The organism is Marinobacter sediminum (assembly GCF_016820575.1).
Lineage (GTDB): Bacteria > Pseudomonadota > Gammaproteobacteria > Pseudomonadales > Oleiphilaceae > Marinobacter > Marinobacter sediminum.
On record NZ_JAEMQH010000002.1, the window covers coordinates 930215 to 947358 of the forward strand.

The 17144-nt window shown below is 55.7% G+C and carries 22 protein-coding genes and 1 tRNA gene; 4 read left to right on the forward strand and 19 right to left on the reverse strand.

The window, feature by feature from the left end; translation table 11 throughout:
- The first annotated feature begins 6 nt into the window (after nt 1-6).
- The gene (locus FGO67_RS11035; RefSeq protein ID WP_203300743.1) at nt 7-381 is read left to right on the forward strand and encodes a hypothetical protein; all 375 of its coding nucleotides are present in this window, start codon (nt 7-9) and stop codon (nt 379-381) included.
- Nucleotides 382-384: 3 nt separating this feature from the next.
- On the opposite strand, the gene FGO67_RS11040 is transcribed toward FGO67_RS11035, so the two are convergent.
- The 5 genes from FGO67_RS11040 to FGO67_RS11060 all read right to left on the reverse strand — a co-directional run bounded on the left by FGO67_RS11040 (nt 385) and on the right by FGO67_RS11060 (nt 2600).
- Entirely contained in the window at nt 385-708 is a 324-nt protein-coding gene (locus tag FGO67_RS11040; RefSeq protein ID WP_203300744.1) for a TusE/DsrC/DsvC family sulfur relay protein, read from the reverse strand.
- A gap of 3 nt (nt 709-711) precedes the next feature.
- Complete coding sequence (gene tusB, locus FGO67_RS11045) at nt 712-993, reverse strand: sulfurtransferase complex subunit TusB (protein ID WP_203300745.1); 282 nt, start codon at nt 991-993, stop codon at nt 712-714.
- Between the two features lie 34 nt (nt 994-1027).
- A complete protein-coding gene (locus tag FGO67_RS11050) occupies nt 1028-1378 on the reverse strand; it encodes a DsrE family protein (protein WP_203300746.1) in 351 nt (116 codons plus the stop codon).
- A gap of 2 nt (nt 1379-1380) precedes the next feature.
- On the reverse strand, nt 1381-1809 hold the full coding sequence (tusD, locus tag FGO67_RS11055) for a sulfurtransferase complex subunit TusD (protein ID WP_203300747.1): 429 nt from the start codon (nt 1807-1809) through the stop codon (nt 1381-1383).
- Between the two features lie 92 nt (nt 1810-1901).
- Nucleotides 1902-2600, reverse strand: coding sequence for a Bax inhibitor-1/YccA family protein (locus tag FGO67_RS11060; protein WP_041338365.1), 699 nt, complete (start codon nt 2598-2600; stop codon nt 1902-1904).
- A 209-nt stretch (nt 2601-2809) separates the two neighbouring features.
- Here FGO67_RS11060 and FGO67_RS11065 point away from each other — a divergent pair.
- A tRNA-Ser gene (locus FGO67_RS11065) sits at nt 2810-2900 on the forward strand.
- 334 nt (nt 2901-3234) lie between these two features.
- Entirely contained in the window at nt 3235-5175 is a 1941-nt protein-coding gene (locus tag FGO67_RS11070) for an alpha/beta hydrolase (RefSeq protein ID WP_203300748.1), read from the forward strand.
- Between the two features lie 123 nt (nt 5176-5298).
- Here FGO67_RS11070 and hemH read toward each other — a convergent pair whose 3' ends face one another.
- The 4 genes from hemH to FGO67_RS11090 all read right to left on the reverse strand — a co-directional run bounded on the left by hemH (nt 5299) and on the right by FGO67_RS11090 (nt 7849).
- On the reverse strand, nt 5299-6411 hold the full coding sequence (gene hemH / locus FGO67_RS11075; protein ID WP_203300749.1) for a ferrochelatase: 1113 nt from the start codon (nt 6409-6411) through the stop codon (nt 5299-5301).
- Between the two features lie 41 nt (nt 6412-6452).
- Nucleotides 6453-6884, reverse strand: a complete 432-nt coding sequence (locus tag FGO67_RS11080; protein ID WP_203300750.1) for a protein tyrosine phosphatase family protein — start codon at nt 6882-6884, stop codon at nt 6453-6455.
- A gap of 97 nt (nt 6885-6981) precedes the next feature.
- A complete protein-coding gene (locus FGO67_RS11085) occupies nt 6982-7407 on the reverse strand; it encodes a DUF6691 family protein (protein WP_203300751.1) in 426 nt (141 codons plus the stop codon).
- A 4-nt stretch (nt 7408-7411) separates the two neighbouring features.
- Nucleotides 7412-7849 (reverse strand): YeeE/YedE family protein, encoded by a 438-nt coding sequence (locus tag FGO67_RS11090; RefSeq protein WP_203300752.1) that lies wholly within the window; start codon nt 7847-7849, stop codon nt 7412-7414.
- A 345-nt stretch (nt 7850-8194) separates the two neighbouring features.
- Here FGO67_RS11090 and FGO67_RS11095 point away from each other — a divergent pair, with 345 nt between their 5' ends.
- On the forward strand, nt 8195-8605 hold the full coding sequence (locus FGO67_RS11095; protein ID WP_203300753.1) for a phasin family protein: 411 nt from the start codon (nt 8195-8197) through the stop codon (nt 8603-8605).
- 41 nt (nt 8606-8646) lie between these two features.
- On the opposite strand, the gene FGO67_RS11100 is transcribed toward FGO67_RS11095, so the two are convergent.
- The 10 genes from FGO67_RS11100 to FGO67_RS11145 form a co-directional block, all read right to left on the reverse strand.
- Complete coding sequence (locus tag FGO67_RS11100; protein WP_203300754.1) at nt 8647-9276, reverse strand: TetR/AcrR family transcriptional regulator; 630 nt, start codon at nt 9274-9276, stop codon at nt 8647-8649.
- 18 nt (nt 9277-9294) lie between these two features.
- Nucleotides 9295-10107 carry an exodeoxyribonuclease III gene (gene xthA / locus FGO67_RS11105; RefSeq protein ID WP_203301185.1) on the reverse strand — a complete coding sequence of 271 codons (813 nt, stop codon included), beginning with the start codon at nt 10105-10107 and terminating at the stop codon, nt 9295-9297.
- Nucleotides 10108-10188: 81 nt separating this feature from the next.
- Entirely contained in the window at nt 10189-10935 is a 747-nt protein-coding gene (locus FGO67_RS11110; RefSeq protein WP_238942335.1) for a hypothetical protein, read from the reverse strand.
- Entirely contained in the window at nt 10932-11453 is a 522-nt protein-coding gene (locus tag FGO67_RS11115; RefSeq protein ID WP_203300755.1) for a DUF2878 domain-containing protein, read from the reverse strand. The genes FGO67_RS11110 and FGO67_RS11115 overlap by 4 nt, the downstream gene beginning before the upstream one ends.
- Nucleotides 11450-12724: an SAM-dependent methyltransferase gene (locus tag FGO67_RS11120; protein WP_203300756.1), complete on the reverse strand. Its 1275-nt coding sequence runs from the start codon at nt 12722-12724 to the stop codon at nt 11450-11452. Before FGO67_RS11120 ends, FGO67_RS11115 begins: the two co-directional genes overlap by 4 nt.
- Nucleotides 12712-13596 (reverse strand): DUF1365 domain-containing protein, encoded by an 885-nt coding sequence (locus tag FGO67_RS11125; RefSeq protein WP_203300757.1) that lies wholly within the window; start codon nt 13594-13596, stop codon nt 12712-12714. Before FGO67_RS11125 ends, FGO67_RS11120 begins: the two co-directional genes overlap by 13 nt.
- Before the next feature lie 2 nt (nt 13597-13598).
- Entirely contained in the window at nt 13599-14864 is a 1266-nt protein-coding gene (locus tag FGO67_RS11130) for an NAD(P)/FAD-dependent oxidoreductase (protein ID WP_203300758.1), read from the reverse strand.
- 15 nt (nt 14865-14879) lie between these two features.
- Nucleotides 14880-15665, reverse strand: a complete 786-nt coding sequence (locus FGO67_RS11135) for an SDR family NAD(P)-dependent oxidoreductase (RefSeq protein WP_203300759.1) — start codon at nt 15663-15665, stop codon at nt 14880-14882.
- Nucleotides 15662-16129, reverse strand: a complete 468-nt coding sequence (locus FGO67_RS11140; protein WP_203300760.1) for a nuclear transport factor 2 family protein — start codon at nt 16127-16129, stop codon at nt 15662-15664. The genes FGO67_RS11135 and FGO67_RS11140 overlap by 4 nt, the downstream gene beginning before the upstream one ends.
- A complete protein-coding gene (locus FGO67_RS11145; RefSeq protein WP_203300761.1) occupies nt 16126-17082 on the reverse strand; it encodes an acyl-CoA desaturase in 957 nt (318 codons plus the stop codon). Before FGO67_RS11145 ends, FGO67_RS11140 begins: the two co-directional genes overlap by 4 nt.
- Nucleotides 17083-17144: the final 62 nt, after the last annotated feature.

Genomic DNA, 17144 nt, shown 5'->3' on the forward strand with positions numbered 1-17144 from the left:
AACGTTATGACAGCTTGGGCAGATATAGCGCTGCAGGTGCTCGTGACAGCGGTGACCGTAATTCTGGTTTTGGCGGGGTTCTGGCGCTTCGTAGCACGCCCGCACCTCGACCGGAAAGTCGCCGAGTTGATCAAGGCGACTCAGGACATCGAGCCAAAGGTGACTCGCGGCGTGAAAAAAGGCGTTTCCGAGGCCGTCAGGGAGCTGCCAGAGAGTGCGCTGGATGACACGGTCCGGGAGTCTACCCGCCAGTTCCTCAAGTTTGGTTCGGGGCTATTTGAGAATGGCCTGAGCAGCTTCCTTGGAACAGCCTCGGATCTGGAGCGCGAGTCTGCGCAAGGTCGCGAAAAACCGAAGCCAGACGCTCCCTCTAGGCGCTGAGCATCAAAGGCAGTTGGTCGGCCTTGGCAGGCCGGCAATCCGGCAGGCCGTTTTTGCCGGGGTGCCGGGAAACAGCTGCATCAGATAGATGCTGTTGCCTTTCTCTTCGCCCATGGCGTCTTTGACCGCCTTAACGAACAGTCTGTTTGAGGGCGGTGAAATTTCATGTTCTTTGTAAAAATCTCTTAGAAAGTTGATGATTTCCCAGTGATTTCTATCTAGTTCAAGTCCATCCTCAGCGGCGATTTCAGTTGCAACGTCCGGGTCCCAGGCCCAGGCGTCTTCCAGAAAACCCTCGTTATTTCTCTCGGGAGTGGCTCTAGTCATAACTCACCAACTGATGACACGTTCTGCTTGCAGGGTCAGGTTAACCAGTTCGGAGTAATCGATGGTTGCGGCCTCCAGGTTGTCGTCGGATAAACCGCGAGCACTCAGGTCACTTTCAAGCGCGTAGGTCTGTACCAAACCGAGTGCCTTGGATGCGACCAGCCCGAGTACGCCATTTTCCGTCAATGCCACCGCATCGTCCGGGCCCAGGGTGCCCAGGCACTCGCTAAATCGCGGGTGGTCCGGGGTTTTGTTGAGTATGTGCAGCGTGTGCAATTGGTTCATCGTTGGCTGTCCCAGTGGTTGTTCATCAAGCAAGTTATCCCGCGAATGCGGTTTGGGAGTATTGGCCCAGCAGGTCCGCGCTGGCATTGGTCAGCTGCACCCCGTCGATCATGGCCTCGCTGTTGAGGTTGTAGCGCTGGCACGCAGTTCGGTCGGCCAGGATCGCTTCAATACCAAAAATAGGGGCGGCAGCCAGGTTTTTTTCCAGGGATTTCTGCTCAATATCAGCGGTGTCCTGAGCTTTGCGTAGCCAGTTTACGCCAGCGCCTGTGAACAGGAGGCTGGTCGGCTGGTCGAAGGCAGCCAGGGCAAAGGCCATATCCAGCGCCTCACGGCCAGCCCAGGTGCCGTACGGTGGCTGATCGATGATGATGAGCATACCCATAGTCAGGCTCCCGCGTGGAAGTAGATGGTCCTGGTCGACTTGATGCTACCTTCGACCCATTCCCCCAAGCCCGCTATGGCGAACGGCGCCAGCAGGTTGTTAGCACCGAGTTGGTAGCGTTTCTGCTCGTGGCTGTCCACCAGTCCCCGGCGCAAGGCCGATGCAATGCAGGCAACCCCAGGAACCTCATGCTCCTCAAGGAACGCCGCCCACTGCTTTGGCCAATGGGTCTCGTCGGACGGGGCCGTTACCAGCGCTGAGGCAAGGTGTACACCATCACCATAAAGAAAGACCCGGTCAATGGTATGGCCTGCTGCTACGGTGGCCTTGGCGAAGCTGAGTGCGGTTTGCGGCGCCTGGGAAGAGTAGGGCGCTCCGGTGATAACCAGAGTAAATGACGTTTTTTCGCTGTCGGGCGTGGAGTGGGTCATGGTGATGAATCTGGCCAGAAAGTTTTCAGTTTACAGAAAGCAAAAACCCCGGCAAAGGCCGGGGCTCGCTTGACGATGGACTCAGCCTCGGCTCAGTCGTCACCGCTGAAGGCAGACAGCAGGTGCAGCAGGCTGACAAACAGGTTGTAGATGGATACATACAGACCAACTGTCGCAATGATGTAGTTGCGCTCACCGCCTTTGATGATCTGGCTGGTTTCAAACAGGATCATGATCGAGGCAAAGATGGTGAAGCCGGCCGAAACTGCCAGTTGCAGTACAGAGCTTTCCATGAAGAAGGCCAGGAGCATGGCGCCAATCAGGACAAAAGCGCCGGCTGTCAGGAAGCTGGACAGGAAGCTGAAGTCTTTCTTGGTGATGATCGCCGTTGCAGACAGACCCACGAAAGCGACAGCCGTCAGGGCCAGGGCCTGAGCAACAATCTGGGATGCGCCAGCGGCCACAAATGCACCGATGATCGGGCCCAGGGTGTAACCCATGAAGCCGGTCAGTGCGAAGGTGGTTACGATGCCCCACGGGCTGTTCTTCAGTTTATAAGTGGCGAACAGCAGGCCGATGTAACCCACAATGGTGATGAGAAAACCAGGATGGGTGCCGTTCATGTTCAGGAATGCGGTCAGTGCCGAGAACGCCAGAGTCATGCCCAGGAGCATGTAGGTGTTTCGCAACACATTCATGGCATCTGCGCTGATACCGGTCGTCGCGCGCTCGGTCTGGGGTGCTGAATAAGCTCCCTGATTGTTCTGAGCGCCGAATCGTCTGTCTTCCATTGTCTTCTCCGTTGATAACGTCTGGATACTGTGTTCCATCATAGTGTCAGAATCACAACTTTCAATCGTTTACGACACGAAACTGGCGTATGGATTTCATTAAATGGCGGTAATGTTAGAAATTCATGCCGGATTCAGGTGAGGCGTTGACAGCGCAGGCAATTCCGGTATCATGCTCCCCGCTGTCGCAAGGCAGTAATGGAAAAAACGGTGGGCTGGCAGAGTGGCTGAATGCAGCGGTCTTGAAAACCGCCGAAGGTTAGTAGCCTTCCCGGGGTTCGAATCCCTGGCCCACCGCCATTTTTCCATGTCTCAGCGATTCCCCCCCTCCTTGACTGTCACAACCGCTGATTTTGCCCTTTTAGAATAGTTTCTACATTAACCGTGCGTGTTTTTCCTTGGTTAGCATCCCTCTACGGTGAAGCTTATGCCTTTTCGGCACAGCTTCGTTCAATCGCGCACTTAAAACGTGCGTTTGAAAATATGACGCATCACATTGGCACTGTTCCGCTTCATCTCTAAATCGTCATTGGTCCACAAAATCGCTCTGCAACAACTGTAAAATAAAGACTAAGCGACTTTTGGCTTGCTACTTGCTGTTCCTCAGTTGTCTCTCCAACTTGGGAATGTCCGAATGAAAACCAGTGTGATTAGCTTGGCTGTCGTAGCCTCAATCCTTACCGCGTGCGGCGGTGGGTCCGGTAATTCTGCAAGCAACACCGTCCCCCGCGAGCGGGTTAATACAGAGCCGAAGGATGTTGTTGAAGCAGTTGCGCGCGGTGCTGCACGCTTTGATGGCGCGGCACCTGCTGTGGACGATCTGGGTTCCTACCAAATCTCCGGACCTATTGATTATCGTTACGCGCCAATGGAGGTTACCTCCCGAATTGATGATGGCGGTCGCCGTACTGAGACCTTTGAGGTCGATGTTGCGGGTGTTATCCATTTTCCCGCTTTGCCAGATGGAGCTGTCGCTCCAGAGGCCGGATTCCCCGTGATTTTGTTTCAGCACGGTCGGCACTCTACCTGTTCTACAACAGGCAATGAAAACGGTAGCGAGTCTTCCGGAACTGATTGTCAGGCCGATGGCCTTGAGCCTATTCGTTCAGACAAGGGCTATGACTACATAGCTGAAAACATGGCGAGTCATGGCTATGTTGTCTTGTCGGTGGACGCCAATGATATCAATGCTCAAGATGGCGGAAGCTCTAATGATGCGGGTATTACCGCACGAGCCGAGTTGCTTCTGCATCATTTGGATATTGTTCGTGATATCGCCAACAACCCGGATTCCGCTTTTCGGTTCGACCAACATGGTAGTGATTTCAGTGCCCTATTCGGAGTAACAGACATTAACCGAGTGGGGTTGATGGGGCACTCTCGAGGCGGTAACGCGGTTGCCAAGGCAGTCTCTTACAATCGGGACTTTGCCATCAACAATCGTAATAACGGCGAGGACTCGTTCACCAGAATTCACGACATTCGAGGCGTATTTTCGCTGGCACCGACCGATTTCGATCAGGAAGCTCCGACCAATACAGCGTGGGTGACCCTATCTCCATACTGTGACGGCGATGTCGCTAACCCGCACGGCATCTATATGTACGATAACCTGCGTTACAATCCGGACAATGTTGACGGTGCGCAATTCATGATCACGTCAATTGGCGCCAACCATAACTATTACAACAGCTTTTGGTTCAATGATGATGCGACACTCAATGGTTTTGATCCGTACTGCTCGGAGGCATCACCGCTTGAAGGGCGTTATGCGCGTGAAGACCAGGAGCGGCATGGCGAATTTCTCATTGCATCGTTTTTGCGTCTTTTCGTAGGCGGTGAAACGCAATTTGCCGGATACTGGGGTGGAAAGGAGCGTCTGCCGGAAAGTGCGTGCCCGATAGGTGTAGAAACCTGTGATGAGCTTATTCACTTATCTTTTCAGCAACCAAAAGACTCGATCATCATCGTGGATGACACCCTAGACGCCTCGTCTCTCGAGCAGAACAACCTTGAAAACGCCAACAGTTCCGGCGCGACCGACGTTCTTTTCTGGTGCAGCCCGAGCTTCGGTGGTGGCTTGGATAGTCGGGACGATCTTGCTGATGGCAATTTGGATCGATGCATCTCGCCAGCGACGATTTCTGGGGCGCCCCAGATTTCGCTTGGGTATCTGGGTGCGTCGGCTAACGTTTCTTTCGTGCTCTCAGAAACGGGGTTGGATGTAAGTGAAATGGATTTCTTTAGTTTGCGCGTGGGCGTTAGCACAACCCCGGACAACTTGCTGGGTCAGGATTTCACCTTGGTGTTAAGTGATGCTAACGGCACGTCCGTTAGCCTGCTTGCCAGCGACTACAGTGACGCACTCTATGCACCCCCTGGTTTACCTGTCTCAGCGAGAGATACCGGAGGCAAGACTATAAATAATATGGTGCCGTTCCGGCTGGATGCGCTTCCGATCTTCGATAGTGAGCTGGATCTGACAAGCCTTGTTCGAGCAGAACTTCGTTTCGACCAGCTCCCGGCAGGAAGCCTTCAATTTACCGATGTGATGTTCCAAAAAGTTGAGTTCTAAGAGCGACGGTTTCTGACTTTACCCTACCCGGCAACCGCCGTTCTTCCTTGCGGCTGCCGGGCAATCCCACCCGATGCACATTCGCTTGTCTCTTTCCGGTTTGGCCCCTTTCCGCTAAAGGCGTTAGGTGAAGTCTCGGCCCGGGAAGGTAGCCTCTTTCCGCTCATCCGCCAGCCTCTGGCGTTCAGCCAATTCATCGGCGTCATTCTTCGGCACTTGCCATCCCTGAAGGTTTTCCTCAATTAGCTGCACCAGCGCCTCGATATGACCGGGCGTGGCATTCAGAGCAGGAATGTAGCTGAAGGCCTTGCCGCCGTTCTCTATAAAGTATTCACGGTTTTCCTCGTCGATTTCCTCAACGGTTTCCAGGCAGTCGGACGAAAAGCCGGGGCAGAACACATCAATGGAGTGTACGCCTTTGCCTGGCAGGGCCTTCAGCGTCTCGTCGGTGTAGGGCTTTAGCCACTCCTCCCGGCCAAATCGGGACTGGAAGGTGGTGAGGTAATCTTCGCTGCTCAAGCCGAGACGCTCCGCTAGCAGGCGTGAGGTCTTGTGGCACTCGCAATGGTAGGGGTCGCCCTTCAACAGGTATTTCAGGGGCACACCATGATAGGACAGCACCAGCTTGTCGTTGCGGCCATGGTTGGCCCAGTGCGACTCAATGTGCCGCGCCATGGCTTCGATGTAGGGCGGGTAATCGGGGTAGTGCGCGACAAACCGGAAGTCCGGTAGCCAGCGGCGCTTGGCGAAATCCTTGGCTACGGCGTCAAAGGTCGAGGCCGAGGTCGAAGCCGAATACTGAGGGTACAGCGGCAGTACCAGTAGCTTGCGTACGCCCTGTTCCTGCATTTCATCCAGCACCTTGGAGATCGCTGGGTTGCCGTAGCGCATGGCAAACCCTACCACCACATTGGGGCCATACTTCTGTTTCAGTGCCTCTCGGATGCCTTCTGCTTGCTTGGCGGTGTGGGTGAGAAGGGGAGAGCCTTCCGGTTGCCAAACGCCCGCGTAGGCCTTCGCACTGCGCTTGGGGCGAATCCTCAGAATGACACCGTGCAGAATTAGCCACCACAGCGGGCGGGGCAGTTCTACAACGCGCGGATCTGAGAGGAATTCAGCCAGATAGCGCCGGAGTGCGGACGGCGTTGGTGCATCCGGAGTGCCCAAGTTGGTAACAAGCACGCCAAGCCTCTCCGGCTGACTGTGGCTGAAGTTCTCAGAGCCTTTGAACTGCATAGGTAATTCCTGATTGGTCGTGTGGCTAGGGGCAGATCCGACTATTTGTTGAGGTCGGCTTGCTGGGCCATACGGGATGCCAGTCCGCTGATGTCGTAGCCGGCGTTGCGAGCTTTGGAGACAATATCCTGGGCTGACGAATCGCGCGCCGCACTCAATGCCCAGAGCACCGCGCTGCGGGTTCCCGATCGGCAGAAGGCCAATACGGGTTTGTCTGCTTCGCGGATCATTGGCGCGAACTGATCGATGTCGGCATCGGTAATGTGCCCGGATTCCACCGGCATAAAGACCCAGCTGAGTCCATGCTCCTGCGCCGCCGCTTCAAGGTCGGCCATGGCCGGCTGACCAAATTCTTCCTGATCTGGGCGATTGGCAACCAGTGTTTTGTACCCGAGTCTCGCGATCTCGGCGACGTCATTCGCAGTGATTTGCGGTGCCACTGAGATGGTGTCGTCTATCTTTCTGATATCCATTAATTACTGCCTCCGAAAACGCTGTTGAATCTAACTCTATGATCGCACAGACCACTGTGAGTGTCAGAGCGGTCGGGTATCAAGTTAGCAGAATTGATCAGGTTTTTACGCGCTGTCGTTCGATCAGCTCAAACACCGCCATGCCTGCCACCATGGCTACGACAAAAACCGCCGCTTTGATCTCACCAGCGCCCAAAGCAACCAGTCCCGGTCCAGGGCAGAAGCCGGCGATTCCCCAGCCCACCCCAAAGCTGAGACCGCCGATAATCAGACGCTTGTCGATGTGGGTGCTGGTCGGAATTTTCATCGAAAAGCCAAGAAAAGACAGTGTGCGCCGGCGCGCAACAGCGAACGCGACGACCCCGACGATAATGGCACCTGCCATAACTAAGGCCAGAGACGGATCCCAGAGCCCGGCGATGTCCAGGAATCCGAGTACTTTTTCAGGGTTGGCCATACCGGAAATAATTAGCCCTAAACCGAAGATCAGCCCGGCGAACAGCGATGCAAGGTTGTATTTCATGGTGTCAGGCTCCCAGTAGATGGCGAATGATGTAAACGGTGATGAAGCCGGCAGCCATAAAGCTCAGCGTTGCCACCAAAGATCGAAGAGACAGGCGCGAAAGCCCACACACGCCGTGACCGCTGGTGCAGCCCGAGCCGTAACGGGTGCCCACGCCCACCAACAGGCCAGCAATGACAAGGCTGGGATAACCCGCGTTGATCTCAATGGGAGGCAGGTCCGCCACCATGAGCCAGGCTAACGGAGCACCAATCAGTCCGGCCATGAAGGCAAGCCGCCAGACAATGTCGCCGCGGGAGGGTGAGAGAAGCCCGCCTAAAATGCCGCTTATGCCTGCAATTCGGCCATTGAGCAGTAGGAACAGGGCAGCAGCGAGGCCAATCAGCAGTCCGCCTGCCAGGGCCGTCCAGGGCGTAAAGTCGCTCCAGGCAACGTCGATCATTGGGAGTCTCCAGGGAGTGAAAAATGAGCTTTCGAAAATCAGGTGTGAAGGCGGAAGATAGTAGCAAAAAAAGCCCGGCGTGTGGGCCGGGCAGAGGCGTGCGAGTAGTATCCATGAAAGACTTCCAGACAAACCGGCGTCAGCAGGGACGTCGGTATAGGCAAGTATTGTCTATATTTTAAACACTTCAAGCCGCAGCCAAGTTCGTTTGAAAACATTTTGTCATATGGAATGCCTGTTTATACTGCGACCTGTTCCGGTGCGGCTTTCAGGCCCACTGAAATTGGATTCGCGGTGTAATATACTGGGCATCCATCGTAATTTTTAATCCCCTGAGGTTTGAGCATGTCTGACGAGAACGACAAAAAGCCGGAGAACGATCCGCAACTGGCCGCAAAGATCAAAGATTCTGCGCGCCAGATCTGGCTGGCCGGCCTCGGGGCTTACACCAAGGCCGAAGAAGACACCGGTAAATTCTTTGAGCGCCTGGTTCAAGAGGGTGAGCAGCTCGAGAACAAAACACGCGGTGTCGTAGAAAAGCAGATCAAGACGGTGGAAGACCGGGTTGGCGGAGTGCGCGAACGCGCCACAGGGACCTGGGATAAACTCGAGACCCTGTTCGACGAGCGGGTGTCTGGTGCATTGCGTCGCTTGGGCATTCATCGTCGTGAAGAAATTGAGGCGCTGGAACACCGTATTACGGCACTCGAAGCGGAACTGCAGCGTCTGCGGGGCGACCGCGACGAAGAAGAGTGATTTAGTGGGCTAGAGTTGGCCTAGAGAGAATTGGGCTATAGCTACAGATAGTCGCGACTAACCAGGCGGGCATGGGCCTGCTCGTCTGGGGCGAGGTATGGAATCATCAGATTCATCATTTGGTAAACGCCACGGCCCGGATCCACCTTATCCCTGTTGTCGAGATGGGATAGGGTGTCAAAACTTCCCCAATAACATGCGGTTAGGGTAAGTTGTTCACATAGCGAGTCAAGCTGTTCAGCCTCAATGCCCATCTTTTCCTGACGCCGGAAGCTTTCACAGATCACCCGGAACGCAGCGGTCTTCTTTTTCAGTAGTCGTTTAAAGCGTACCTGCAACTGATCATAGCGGGACAGGATATTGACCAGATCCTGATAGATAAAACGATACCGCGCAACGGCTTCAAACAGCAGGTGCAGGAAAAAGCTCTGCTGGTCGAGGCTGATGTCAACGTCCTCAGGTACCGCCAGCAGGTCCAGCATTTCCTCCTCGAAATGGCCAAACAGCTCCTCAACGATGTCCCCCTTACTCTTGAAGTGGTAGTAAAGGTTGCCCGGACTGATGTCCATCTCGTCAGAGATCAGCAGGGTTGTCACATTGGGTTCCCCGACCGTGTTGAACAGTGCCAGGCTGGTGTCGAGGATGCGATCGCGTGTCTTTATTTTGGCCATGTTGCGGACAATCCGGTCCTAGAGTTCGATACTCGCCCATACAGGGCAGTGATCCGAGGGGCGTTCCATTCCGCGGATGTCATAGGATACGCCAGCCTTTGTGGCCTTGGGCAACAAGCTATCGCTGGCCATGATCAGGTCGATGCGCAGCCCTCGTCGGGGCTCACGCTCAAAGCCTTTGCTGCGGTAATCAAACCAGCTGAAGGTGTCAGCCTCATCCGGATGCAGGTGCCGGAACACATCGGTATAGCCACGAGCCTCAACCTGACCCAGCCACTCCCGTTCTTCAGGCAGAAAGCTGCACTTGCCGGTTCTGAGCCATCGTTTGGCGTTGTCAGCGCCGATCCCAATGTCCTTGTCCGTTGGCGAGATGTTCATGTCGCCCATTAACACTACGTGGCCACCCTGTTGCTTGAGTTCATCAAGGTAGGCCATCAGGTCGGCGTAGAACTTCTCTTTCGCGGGGAACTTGACGGGGTGGTCGCGGCTTTCGCCCTGGGGGAAGTAGCCGTTTATAACGGTGAGGCGCTCACCGTTCACCGTGAAGCGTCCAGTGATCAAGCGTCGTTGGGAGTCTTCACCGTCTGACGAATAGCCCTTGATGACCTCGTCAGGCTCCATCCGGGACAGCAGGGCCACGCCATAATGGGTTTTCTGGCCATGGAAATGCACGTGGTAGCCCAACTCGCGGATGGCCTCCACGGGAAACTCCTCGTCCCGAACCTTGGTCTCCTGAAGGCCGATAAAGTCGGGGTTCAGGCTCGCGATCACCGCTTCGAGCTGGTGCAGGCGAGTGCGGATACTGTTGACGTTAAACGACACGAACATCATGGGCACTGGGTCTCCGGCGTTGGTTCCGCCCGGAGTTTAACACATTGAATGCCGGGGTATTCCTTGGCTCAGGCGACAGTTTTATGGAGTGAGAGCGCAATCCGGGTATTTTTCGACCGCATAACGAATGTGTGCGGTGTGGTTGGTGTCGAGGTTTTTCCGAATGTTGGTGAGGCCGTAATAGTCGGTTAGGGCGCCGTCGGCGTTGTAGCCGAGAATGATGGGTTCCACCAAAAACCGCAGCACGATGCCGGTGGCGCGGATTTGTAGTACATGATCAGACACCACCCTGGCGCTTTCTACAGGCTCAAGGACAAATGCGTAGTGCTCGCCCCGCGTCGGCGCCAGGAACCGAAACTCTACTGATTTGCCATTGGTTACTTCGCCCCAGTGCTGCCGGACAAAGGTGTCGAAGCCTGCGTCCACCACCACGTCCTGGTTGTAGGTAACGTCATAACGTTTGAGTTCTTTGCTCGCCTTCTGCCACTCAATAGCAAGGCTGCTCGGAGACGGATACCGAATCGAAAGCGATTCGCTGAAATCAGGCTGGAGAAACTCGACGGTTGGGCGGATGACCGATTCCGGATAGGCCAAGTCCTTTGAAGCGAAGGTTTCATCCGCCTCTGGGCGATAATAGCCAATCTGGTGTTCTTGGGGCTGGAACACGCCTTCCTGACAAGTACCAGTCACCCGGTGTTTCTCCTGGTAGAGAGTAGACCCGGTTTCGGTTTTTGCTGTACCAGTAAACTCCATGTCGGCCGCCAGCACAGGCATAACCGCCAAGGAAACCACCGAGCAGATCAGCGCCTTGATGGGTGTCCTGTTCATGGCTGAAGCTCCGGATACAGCGAATTTCTGAGGAACAACAACAGTGGGAACACCACCAGCCAGCCAACTGCCAAGGCAATCAGCGACGGAATCAGCGCGGGTAATGTGACTGCACCGAGCTGGGCGGCAGACCAGTAGGCAAACGGCCCCGCCATCGGCGCCAGCACGAAGGGTAGCCAGGTTTTCCGGCCGATCCAGCTCAGGGAATGGTTCAGGGTGGTCATAAAAATGGCCCAGATTGCCACCAGCCACGGTGGTGTTAAAAACACCTCGCCGTCCACGCTCGCCAAAATGCCGGTACGGAACCATAGCAAGTCCAGGGCGGCCCCAAGGACCGTGCCCAGGCCAATGAATTGGAGTTCGCTCATTCGCTTTTGGCTGACCAGCACAAAGTGCAGCACCAGGAAGGCCAGCACCAGCCCGACCGCTGCCAGGCCCGGATACAGGACACAGATCAGCCAGCCGGTTTGGAAAACGACAAAGTTCAAGACATTGCGGGCGGTTTCTGAGCGGATCATAGGCTTAGGATGTTCGCTCGTTTGTTGCCAGGCTTAGCCAGCAGAATCTGTGAGACACCGATGGCGCGTTCGCTGAAGCCGGCCTCGCAGTAGGCAAAGTAAAAATGCCACAGGCGCCGGAACGCCAGGTCATAACCGGCGCTGTCCAGCTCATCGGATTGGGCCATGAACCGTTCACACCAGTCCTTCAACGTGCGGGCGTAATGGAAGCCAATGTCTTCGGCGTGAGTCAGTACCAGGTTGCTCTGGTTGCGCACGGACTCAAGAATGGCGCCGAATGAGGGGATGAAACTCCCCGGGAAGATGAAGCGCTGGATGAAATCCACGTTGGACAGCGCGCGCACGTAACGCTGCTCCGGCATGTTGATGGCCTGAATTAGCGCCAGTCCGTCCGGCTTCAATAGGCCGCTGACCTGGGCAATGTAGCTATCCAGGAACTGGGGGCCAACGGCTTCGATCATTTCTATGGAGACCAGTTTGTCGAATTGGCCTTCCAGATCCCGGTAATCGTCAAACAACAGGGTAATCTGCTCCTGCAGGCCTTCTTCCACCACCCGGGCCTTCGCCAATTCCAGCTGTTCTTGGGAAATTGTGGTGGTGGTTACGTGACAGCCGAAGTGCTTGGCGGCATGAATCGCGAATCCGCCCCAGCCAGTGCCGATTTCGATGACCCGGTCACCGGGCTTCAAATCCAGCTTGCGGCAAATGGTGTTCAGCTTATGAACCGCCGCCTCTTCCAGGGTGGCTTCCTGAGAGGGGTAAATGGCTGATGAGTACATCATGGTGGGGTCGAGGAACCGTTCGAACAGGTCGTTGCCCAGGTCGTAGTGGGCGCTGATGTTCTTCCTGGAGCCTTCCCGGGTATTCCGGTTGAGCCAGTGCAGGCCCTTCAGGGCAGGCTTGGTCACCCAGCTGTACCGATCTTCGAATTCGTTCATTCGATCGACATTGCGGGTGAAGAAGCGCAGGAGAGCAACCAGATCTGGCGTAGACCAGTCGCCGCTTACATAGGCCTCGGCCGCGCCAATGCTGCCGCCGGTCAGCAGATCCCGCCAGGTGCTGTGATCATGAATGATCAGTTCTGCGGGTTGGTGCCGGGTGTCGCCATCTCCGAACACGAGATCCTCATAGCCGGATTCCCGAACAGTCAGCAGGCCATCTTCAAGCCGGTTTAGCTGTTGTACGACCAGATTTCTGGCGATGCGACTAACTAATGGTTTGCTGTTCGCCCGCTCTTCGGTGGCCTGTACTGAAGTATTCAGGTTCTCCATGAACTTACCCTTCCAGATTTATTGTTACTGCGTTCGGCACTGGTAACTTCCAGGCCGGCATCGCTGGCGCCCCGCTTGTGGGCTGGATTGTCTGCGGCAAGTTTGTCCGGGTGGGTGTAAAACGGCGCGCCTTTTACTTTCAGCTTCAGGGCGTGCCAGTAAATCCCGGCCGTCACCTTGACCGCCTCGAACGGAAACTTTCGCAAACTTCTATGTACTTCTTTACGGGTTAGGGGGGTGCGATGGACTACCAAGGTGGCATCAAAATGCTTTTTTTCGGCTTCCAGCACATTCATGTGAATTCGGAGGTCGGGACCTTTGAAGCTGAATGTCCACTGGTAGTGTTGCTCCATGCCGTTGAACGGCGATACATGAAAGCGTTTGCTGAACTCAAACCGTTCACTGTGCCAACCCTGAGCGTTGGGGGCTTCGTTCAGTGTTTCCATGCAATACACATGGCGTTCGTGCCAGGGCGTATTGGAGATCTCGGCCATGATGACCTTCGGCACCGGGCCATCCAGCGGCTTATCGCCTGAGCGGTAACAGAAGTAGAAACTGACCGGGTTGAACACGTACCCAAAGTATCGAGGGTGGGTCACCAGCTCGATGGCTCCGTCGGGACGCCAGCCGGTGGCGGTTTCAACCTGATCGCGGACCGCTTCGGAGAGTGAGCCAGCCTCAGGTTGAAAATAGTCGCTGCGACGCAGTGACAGCCAGTTGAAGCGTTCCAGGGAAAACAGCGGGCTGGTCTGCGTAACCTGGTCCCATTCGTCCAGATTCAGCGCTAGCATGCCCGTGCTGTACTGGAACTCGTGGCTGACCGGAAATTTCCGGCGGTGGCGAACTGTACCCTCAAGCCATTGGCTGTTCACTGCTACAACTCCAGCCCGAACGCCTTGGTCACACGCAGGGCGCTGCGCACTCCGTCTTCATGAAAACCGTTGAACCAGTAGGCGCCACAGAAATGGGTGCGGTTCTGGTTGCCAATTTCGTCGTAACGGGATTGCGCAGCCACGGCATCCATGGTGAAAACCGGATGAGCATAGCTGAACCGTTTGATGATCTTGTCCGGGGCAATATCGTGACTGCGGTTCAGGGTCACGCAGAAGGTCTCCGGAGCCTCATCAAAGTTCTGCAGGATATTCATGTTGTAAGTCACAGAGACTGGCTCGGTGCTGTGGGTCGGAATGTAGTAATTCCAGGCCGCCCACGCGCGCCGGGTATCGGGTAGAACGCTGCTGTCGGTGTGCAGCACCACGTCGTTCTGCTGGTATCCGATGGCGCCCAGGATTTCATTTTCCTTTTCGGTGGCGTCGTCCAGCATGGCCAGGGCCTGATCGCTGTGACACGCCAGTACCACCTGGTCGAACCGGTGCACTTCTCCGCCCACGGTCACATCGACACCGCTGTCGTCTCGCTGAATGCGTTCAACCGGGCTATTCAGGTGAGTGCGATCGCCCAGGCGCTCCATCATTTTAGCAACGTACTGGGCCGAGCCTCCTGAAATGACTCGCCATGTTGGCCGGTCATCCACGGATAGCATGCCGTGGTTATTGAAAAACTGCAGGAAGAAGCGAATAGGGAACTGTTCGAGCACGATCTCCGGTGCTGACCAGATGGCCGCCCCCATGGGTACGATGTAGAAACGACGGAAGTAACGGGAATAACCATTACGGTTCAGATACTCGCCAAGGCTTTCGTCATCATCGATGGCGCCCGAATCCAGATCCTCCTTGGTTTCCTTGTTGAACCGCAGGATTTCCCGGATCATCTTCAGGAACGGCAGGTTCAGCAGGTTTTTCCGCTGAGCAAACAAGGTGTTCAAGCTGGTGCCGTTGTACTGGAGGCCGGAGGCGTTGCAATCCACACTGAAGCTCATGTCGCTGACCTCCGAGGCGACGCCCAAGCGGTCCATCAGCTTGATGAAGTTCGGATAAGTCCAGTCGTTAAACACGATGAAGCCGGTATTGACCGGCCAGGTGCGGCCGCCCGCTTCCACCCGCTCGGTGTTGGTATGACCGCCGGCGTAATCGCCAGCCTCAAATAGCTGGACATCGTGCTTTTCAGCCAATTGCCAGGCGACGGTAAGGCCGGAAACGCCGGCTCCAATGACAGCAATACGCTGACGTTCGTTAGTCATTCAGAGGATTCCTAGTTATTTGTTCGTGCTCTTCCGTGCCATGCTCGCCGCCATGCGATCAATCGCCCTCTGCGGCAACGCCCCGAGGGTTCGAAGCATCCACGTAAAGCGCTTGGGGAAGGCGATCTCATTCTTGCCCTTGGCCAGGCCGGCCACGATCCGTTCCGCAGCATCGTCTGCAGTCACGAGAAAGGGCATTGGGAAGTCGTTGCGGTCGGTCAGGGGCGTTTTTACAAAGCCCGGCGATACAACGACCACGTCGATGCCTTCTTTAGCCAAGTCTGCTCTCAAGGCGTGGGCAAAATAGGTTAACGCCGCTTTTGAGGCGCCATAGCCTTCGGCTCGTCCGAACGGAAACCACCAGGCCGATGAGCTGACAATCACCAGCGTTGCTGGCAGGCCCTTGGCGCGGGTCCGGCGCAGAGCGGGCAGGGCAATGTCCACGCAGCGAGCGGTGCCAATCACGTTGGTGTGAATGTTCTTTTCGATCACATCACTGTCGTAGTGGGTGATGTCCAGATACTCGCAGGTACCCGCGTTCAGAATCGCCATGTGCAGATCGCCTTGATCCTCGAGCACGTTAGCAATCGACTTCAGGTCTTCTTTGCTGGTGGTGTCGCCTGCGGCGGTTATGATTCTCTCCGGTGCCGCGGACTTGAGGTCCTCCAGCGGCTGCTGGCGACGTCCGGTTATGACCAGATTGTGGCCGCCACGGGTGAGCGCCTGGGTTACAGCCTCGCCAATACCAGAGCTCGCTCCGGTGATCCAGATGTTGGATTTGCTTTGCAGACGTTCACTCATCCGGCGTATCCCTTTATGAAACGGATCACGCGGCCAACGAGGGGGAGATTCTCGTACAGCAACTGACCGGCGTCGAAATAATCCCGGTGGTAACAGACCTTGCCATCCCGTATCCGCAGGTGGCTGATTCCATCCACCATGATTTCGCGACCCCTTTTGATGCGCTTGTGGCGCAGGTGCATGATCCAGGGAATGGCGACGGTGTCCCCATGCGTTACCGGTTTGGAGAAATCGAATCGGCAGCTAATGGCGTTGGCATAGGCCCCGGCGAAATAGTGGGTAAGCTGATCCAAACCGCGAACAGCAGCGAGAGGATCCCGGAACTGCACATCTTCACTGTAGACTTCTGACAGCTTGTTCAGGTTTCCCTTGTCCAATTCGTTAAACAATTGCGTGAACTGAGCCAGAGTGGCTGGAACCGCGGAATCCTGCGATCCGACTTCTATGGCTGAGGCGGTTCTCATGTTCGTGTCCTCCTCGCTTTGTCCAGTTGACGGGTTTCTTCCTGAATATGTTTGGGAATTGGCTTTAGGTCCCAAATAATGCCGAATCGGGACAGCAGCCACAGGCCATACCAAGTCACATCGATTTCGTACCAACGAAAGCCCTGGCGTACGCTCTGCGGCCAACGATGATGGTTGTTATGCCATCCCTCGCCCAGCGTCAGCAGCGCCAGCCAGAAGTTGTTGCGGCTACCATCAGACGTCTCGAAACGGCGCTTGCCCCAGACATGGGAAAGCGAATTGATCGAGACGGTCGCGTGGAACAGAGCCACGGTTGAGATGAAAAAGCCCCAGACCAGAAGCTGTAACCCGTTAGTACCCAGGCCCGGCGCCCAATGCGCCAAGGCTTCACCGAGCCCGAAGATGCTTACCGCAGCTACGGCCGGCACGACCGCGTCAAACCGATTAATGAATCGAAGCTCCGGGAACTTCATCCAGTCTTTTACACGGCGCTCGTCCATGGCGAAGCCTGCATCGCAAGTGAACCAGCCCACGTGAGACCACCAGAATCCGCCTTGATGTGGGGAGTGTAGGTCCTGCTCTTGGTCGGAGTGCTGGTGGTGATGCCGGTGGTGAGCGGCCCACCACAATGGCCCGCGCTGGGCCGCACTGGCACCGAGCAGGGCAAAGACAAACTGGGCCGGTCGGCTGGTTTTAAAGGTTTTGTGAGCGAAATACCGATGATAGAAGCCGGTAATGGCAAACATCCGCACCAGAAAAAAGACGAACGCGAACGTCGCCGCGAATGCGCTGACCCCGGTATAAAGTGCCAGAAAGCACGCCACATGCAGCGCCAGGAACGGAATTACACGGATAAAGTTGAAGGCGCGGGAGCTGGTATCGATGTGATCCGAACCCGCAGAGGCGTCGAACCACCTCAGAATGTTTGTAAGCCAGTTTTGCACTCGGGTCATACCCTGTTTGCCTTTGTTTCCTAAAATGAATCTTGAGAGCGCGATCATTCAAGAGGTCTGAA